Source organism: Paenibacillus tyrphae, from assembly GCF_000722545.1.
GTDB classification, from domain to species: Bacteria; Bacillota; Bacilli; order Paenibacillales; family NBRC-103111; genus Paenibacillus_G; species Paenibacillus_G tyrfis.
Genome location: NZ_JNVM01000071.1, coordinates 21,865 through 27,970, shown reverse-complemented (window position 1 = coordinate 27,970; position 6,106 = coordinate 21,865). Strand labels below are relative to the sequence as shown.

Genomic DNA, 6,106 nt, shown 5'->3' with positions numbered 1-6,106 from the left:
ATGTTCATTATGGTTCCCCTCCGCTCCATTCCTCATGCAAGACTAAATTTAATGATTGACTCCCATGCCCAACCATCCGTTTGCGACCTCAAAAAGAGATTCCGATACGGTAGGATGCGGATGAATCAAATTCGCCCACTCCGTCACGGTGCCTTCCAAATGCATAAAAGCTGAAGCTGTGGCGATCATATCCGTAACGTGCGGTCCAACCATGGTAACCCCTAGGATTTCGCCGTATTTCTCGTCGGCAATCAGCTTCACGAAGCCATCGGTTTCTCCCGTCGACAAGGCTTTGCCGTTTCCTTTGAGCGAATAAGTCTGGACCTTATAGGACAAGCCGCAGTTTTTCGCATCCTGTTCCGTCATGCCGACACTGGCTATTTCAGGGTGCGTATAGATGCACCGGGGCACGACACGGTAGTCGATCTTTTCCCGTTTACCGGCAGCATTGGCTGCGGCGATCAGTCCCTCTGCACTTGCCACATGCGCGAGCTGCCAGCCGCCGGTCAGATCGCCTATAGCAAAAACATGCTCAATGCTTGTTTCCATATATTCGCTCACGGACACAAAACGGCCGTTCATCTTCAGGTTCATCTGTTCCAGTCCGGCAAGGTTCGGGGTTCGGCCGACGGCTACAAGCAAAATATCCGCCGTTTGCTCGATCGGTCGGCCCGCCCCGGTTGCCGATAGATGAATTTGAGCATCCTTATAGCTTGCGCTTTCGACTTTGGTTCCTGTCATAATCGTGACGCCACGCTGTTTTAACGCTTTTGTCAGCGCTTGTGAGGCGGATTCGTCTTCACTAGGCACAATGCGTTCGGCTGCTTCAATTACATTCACCTTGGTTCCGAAAGCGGAAAATATTGCGGCAAACTCCACTCCAATAACCCCGCCGCCGATGATCGTCATCGATGCCGGAATATGTTCAAGATTAAAAATCGTATCGCTTGTATGATAAGGTACATCCTCCAACCCCGGAATCGGAGGAACGAAAGGCTTGGAGCCCGTCGCCAAAATCACCTTATCGGCGGTTACTTTCGTCGTCTCTTCCCCGGAAGACACCTCGATTTCATGAGGAGACACCACTTTGCCCCAACCGCGAATATGAGCGATCTTATTGGCTTTTAGCAGCCCGGCAATGCCCGAGCGAAGCGTTCCCATCACTTTCCCTTGACGGTCCAGCATCGTTTTCCAAGAGTATTCAACGGGTCCAGTCTTGATTCCCCATTCGCCGGCTTTCTTGATCATTTCCGACACTTCCGCCATATGCAGCAGCGTTTTCGACGGAATACAACCGCGGTTCAAGCAAGTGCCTCCAAGCTCAGACCCTTCGATTAGAGCAACGGACATGCCAAGCTTGGCGGCGCGAATCGCAGCGACATACCCGCCGGGTCCCCCGCCTAATACGGCAATATCGTAAGAATTCATATTTATGCACCTCAAATCAGCAAGTAGTACGGCTGCTCAAGCATCGTCTTCAAATCGGTTAAAAAGGCAGCGGCAGGAGCGCCGTCGACAACCCGATGATCGAACGAGAGGCTCAACGTCATCATGGGACAAACCTTCAATTCCCCATGGATCACAGCCGGCTTCTCTTGAATTTGTCCAACTCCCAAGATGGCAACCTCCGGTTGATTGATGATGGGAGTAAAAGAATCGACAGCATACATGCCAAGGTTGCTGACGGTAAATGTGCCCCCAGTTAAATCTTCCGGCTTCAGTTGATTATCCCTTGCTTTCGCAGCCAGCTCCTTCGATTTTTTCACCAGCCCTGCAAGTCCTAATTGCTGCGCTTGAGAGATGACCGGAACGAGAAGACCGTCCTTCACCGATACGGCAAGTCCAATATTCGCATCTTCATGCAGCACCACTTCTTCCTCTTTCCATCGCGCATTCAAGTTCGGATGCTTCACCAAACAAGCGGAAACCGCCTTAAGCAAAATCTCCGTATAGGAAAGCCTCAAGCCGGTTTGCTTCTCGATGACAGGCAGCAGCTCCGCCCGCATCGCTTTTGCCGCCGTCATATCCACCGTCGTCGTAATGGTCACATGCGGGGCTGTATAGGCGCTTTGTGACATGCGCTGCGCAATGATTTTGCGCATGCCTTGCAGCTTGATGACGCGCTTCTCTGCCGTCGGCGCGTCCGCTCTGGCATTCAACGCCCGCTCGACGTCCTCGCGCCGTATTTTGCCCCGGTCGCCGCTTCCTTCAACTTGGGTGAGCGCAAGTCCGCTTTCCGATGCTATTTTTCGGGCAAGAGGAGTAGCTCTGGCTTCAGACGCCGCTTCCGCCGACACGAAGCTTTCGACGTCCGCACGATGAATGCGCCCGTTTTCCCCGCTTCCTTGAACTAAATGCAATTCAACGCCGTGCTCCCGGGCTGCTGTACGAGCCGCAGGTGTCGCACGCGGTTTTCCACCCGCAGGGACATTGGTTTCCGCAGCGGCATGACCGGCTTCCGGTGCTCCTGCGGATGCTGCTTCGGAAGCTCCATCCGCGACGTCCGCAGCACCTGCGGCATTCGGCGGAGAATCCGGAGCTTGATCGCCGGCATCGCCGATATACCCGATCACATGATTGACGGGAACGACAGCATCTTCATCATAATACCGCTTTAAAAAAATACCGGAATGATAAGCTTCCACTTCAATATTAATTTTATCCGTCAGCACTTCCAGCAGAACATCCCCTTGGCTAACCGCGTCTCCTTCCTTTACAAACCAGCGGGTAATAGTCCCTGTCTCCATCGTCATTCCCAGTTTGGGCATAAACACTTCCTTCAGCATTTGACTCCAGCCTCCCTGCCGCTTACTTGAGCGTCAATTTCACTGCACCCACAATATCATCCACTTGGGGAACGGCTTTCTTTTCCAATAAAGGATTATACGGAATCGGTACGGGAAGCCCCCCAAGACGTTGTATCGGCGCATCCAAATAATCAAACGCCTCGCTTTCCATCACTTGACTGACGATCTCCGCGCCGAATCCGCCACGTTTCACCGCTTCGTGAACGACGACCAGCCGTCCGGTATTTTTGACCGACTCGACAATGGTTTCAATATCTAGCGGCACGAGCGTCCTAGGGTCAATGACTTCGATACGGATGCCTTCTTTCTCCAGCAATTCGGCAGCCTCCAAAGCCTTATGCACCATTATCGAAGTAGCGACTACGGTAACATCGGTGCCTTTGCGTTTAATATCCGCCTTGCCGATCGGAAGCGTATAAGGTTCTTCCGGAACATGGCTTTTCGTTTTGTACAACAACTTGTGTTCGTAAAAAATAACGGGATTGTCATCCTCGACCGCAGCGCGAAGAAGTCCCTTGGCATCGTATGCCGTAGACGGCTGAATGACCTTAAGACCGGGAATATGCGCCATCCACGCTTCCAAGCTTTGGGAATGCTGGGCTGCCGCTCCCGTCCCGGACCCGGCCGGCGTGCGAAGCACCATAGGCACCTTCCCTTTGCCGCCGTACATATACCGGATTTTGGCGGCTTGGTTAATGATTTGATCCGTTGCAATCGTAATAAAATCGGAAAACTGCAGCTCCAGAATCGGTCTCATCCCCGTAAGCGCAGCCCCGACAGCCGCTCCGGCAATCGCAGATTCGGAAATGGGGGTGTTGCGGATTCGTTCGGGACCGAACTCTTCGATCATGCCCCTCGTTACGCCAAAAGCCCCCCCGTACACGCCAATATCTTCTCCGAGCAAAAACACATCTTCGTTTTCCCGCATCATTTGAGACATCGCTTCTTTAACCGCTTCCAAATAAGTGATTTCCCTTAGCATGTCTGTTCCTCCCGACCAGATTTCGCCCTAGGTTTAGGCGTAAACATCCTCTTCAATAGAATCAAGGGACGGCATCGGACTTTCTTCCGCATATTTCACGGCCGCTTCGATTTCTTCCCATGCTTTTTGCCGCAATTGCTCCAGTTGCTCCTTCGCAGCAAGCTGGTCATCGATTAATTTTTGCCCCATTTTCGCAATCGGATCCTTCCGCTCTTTCCAATGCCGCTCTTCTTCCTTTGTTCTGTACTTTTTGGCATCGCTTTTCGAGTGGCCCTTCCAGCGGTACGTTTTGGCCTCAATCAGTGTCGGACCTTCCCCGGACCTGGCTCTGGCGACTGCCTCATTCGTGACGCGAATGACTTCAAATATATCATTGCCCTCGACAACCACTCCCGGAATGCCGTATGCTTTGGAACGATCTGCAATATTTTCGACTCCGATCATTTCTTTCGCGGGACCGGACATGCCGTATTGATTATTTTCGCAGAAAAAGACGACCGGCAGGTTCCAAATCGCAGCGAGATTAATCGCTTCATGAAAGCTTCCTTCGTTGCTGGCTCCATCACCGAAGAAACAGAGCACCACGTATCCCAAATTTTTCATTTTGGACGTAAGCGCAGCGCCTGCGGCGATTGGAATGCCTCCGCCCACAATACCGTTGGCCCCTAAATTGCCTTTATCTACGTCCGCGATATGCATGGAGCCGCCCTTGCCCTTGCAGTAACCGCTTTCTCTTCCGAACAGCTCAGCCATCATCCTGCTAGCTTCAGCGCCTTTCGCGATGCAATGTCCATGCCCCCGATGAGTGCTTGTGATTTTATCTTTTTCTTCAAGAACGGCGCATGCGCCAACCGCCGTAGCCTCTTGTCCGACACATAAGTGAGTCGTCCCATGGATAAGACCTTTGGCAAAAAATTCGTCCACTTTCTCATCAAAATATCTTACCAGCCACATTTGATAGTAGAGATCCAATAACCTTTCAATAGACAGCTCCATTTTCTCGCTTAATTTGACTGACATTTCGATCCCTCGCTTTTACATTTGTTCTTTTTAGTTACATTTGTAATAACATAGTACTTCTCGGCTCTTTTTTTGTCAAGTATGCAGATGTATCCGTCAATCTTGTTCGGAACATTCGTTGTGATGAGTCAGGCTTCAGCCATAAGATTTCTCCACCAGCCGCTGTCAGCTACTAGCTTGGCTAGGCGCGCCAACATTAAAAAGCCCTTCAGAACTCTGAAGGGCTTCATTTTTAAGTATGATGCGGTCGAGAGGACTCGAATGCTTATTTACAGATTAGCCTGGGCCTTTTGCCCCGCCAATTTCATAAAATTTTCGGCGGCCAGGCGGATAGCCAGAACGCTGCCCGTATTGAGAGAATTATCGAACAACAGGACATGATTGTTTTTCACGGCCTTCAATGATTTCCACACGGCTGAAGCTTCCTTTTCCTGTATCGCTGCCGCTGCAACGTCAAGATGATGCTGGATAATAATGTAATCCGGATTCATTTCCACCAAAGCCTCCAAAGAAAGCGCGGTGCCATTTTCAGGATATCGGTCCGGCTTCTTCAGCCCGAAGCCCGTAGTCTCGTTATAGTAAGTCGTGTTGTTCGTCCCCTGAGCAGTAAAATTGGCCTTGCTGTCAACCCGCAGTAAGGCAAAGCTTTTATCTTTGCGATCGCCCATCTGCGCTTTCGCTTTCTCGATCATGTCCTTCGTTTCCTTGATCAGCCGCTCCGCGAAGTCCTCTTTGCCGATAATCCGGGCGCATATCCTCGTTGCATTTTCCCATTTATCACTGTAGTCGATTTGGATGACAGGAGCGATCTTGCTTAACTCCTCATAATTCGCATCGACATGGCCTTTGAAGGTGACAATCACATCAGGCTTGGTAGCGATAATCGCTTCCATATTCAAGTCCCTTCCGCTGCCCAAATCTGCTATCTCGGCCTTTCCTCTATAAGGCTGCAAAGTAGCGAATTCCTTCATCGCATTCGCTGCGCTGCCCGAAGCGATCGGAGGCATGTCCAACGCGAAAAAATAGTCCAAATACAGAGGATGGAGCACCGCTATACGCTCCGGCCGTACCTTAAGCACGACTTTGTTACCGGCGGCGTCCGTTATCGTTCTTGGCCATTCGCCCTTCTCGGGCATGCCCGCTTCAGGCGTGCTTGCTCCGCCTGGCTGCCCGCTTTTGTTCACATTGGCAGCAGTCGTGGAAGGCATGTTCTCTGCGGGCGTTCTGGAACATCCGGCCAGCGCTCCGATCAGGATAACAAGCGAAACAATCGAGTAAATCCATCTATTCATCTTGC

General features: G+C 51.4%; 5 protein-coding genes. All 5 read right to left on the bottom strand.

All coding sequences use genetic code 11. The annotated features are described in order from the left end of the window. Positions 1-48 precede the first annotated feature (48 nt). Positions 49-1,428, bottom strand: coding sequence for a dihydrolipoyl dehydrogenase (gene lpdA / locus ET33_RS35630; protein ID WP_036693960.1), 1,380 nt, complete (start codon positions 1,426-1,428; stop codon positions 49-51). 11 nt (positions 1,429-1,439) lie between these two features. Further along, the gene (locus ET33_RS35625; protein ID WP_036693957.1) at positions 1,440-2,786 is read right to left on the bottom strand and encodes a dihydrolipoamide acetyltransferase family protein; all 1,347 of its coding nucleotides are present in this window, start codon (positions 2,784-2,786) and stop codon (positions 1,440-1,442) included. Positions 2,787-2,808: 22 nt separating this feature from the next. Further along, complete coding sequence (locus ET33_RS35620; RefSeq protein WP_036693953.1) at positions 2,809-3,789, bottom strand: alpha-ketoacid dehydrogenase subunit beta; 981 nt, start codon at positions 3,787-3,789, stop codon at positions 2,809-2,811. A 33-nt stretch (positions 3,790-3,822) separates the two neighbouring features. After that, entirely contained in the window at positions 3,823-4,809 is a 987-nt protein-coding gene (locus ET33_RS35615; RefSeq protein WP_036693950.1) for a thiamine pyrophosphate-dependent dehydrogenase E1 component subunit alpha, read from the bottom strand. Positions 4,810-5,078: 269 nt separating this feature from the next. Continuing rightward, positions 5,079-6,101 carry an iron-siderophore ABC transporter substrate-binding protein gene (locus ET33_RS35610; RefSeq protein ID WP_036693947.1) on the bottom strand — a complete coding sequence of 341 codons (1,023 nt, stop codon included), beginning with the start codon at positions 6,099-6,101 and terminating at the stop codon, positions 5,079-5,081. Positions 6,102-6,106 lie beyond the last annotated feature (5 nt).

Bases quoted from the DNA above. Each gene is read 5' to 3' on its own strand.
- lpdA (WP_036693960.1), bottom strand. From the start codon at position 1,428: ATGAATTCTTACGATATTGCCGTATTAGGCGGGGGACCCGGCGGGTAT.
- ET33_RS35625 (WP_036693957.1), bottom strand. From the start codon at position 2,786: ATGCTGAAGGAAGTGTTTATGCCCAAACTGGGAATGACGATGGAGACA.
- ET33_RS35620 (WP_036693953.1), bottom strand. From the start codon at position 3,789: ATGCTAAGGGAAATCACTTATTTGGAAGCGGTTAAAGAAGCGATGTCT.
- ET33_RS35615 (WP_036693950.1), bottom strand. From the start codon at position 4,809: ATGTCAGTCAAATTAAGCGAGAAAATGGAGCTGTCTATTGAAAGGTTA.
- ET33_RS35610 (WP_036693947.1), bottom strand. From the start codon at position 6,101: ATGAATAGATGGATTTACTCGATTGTTTCGCTTGTTATCCTGATCGGA.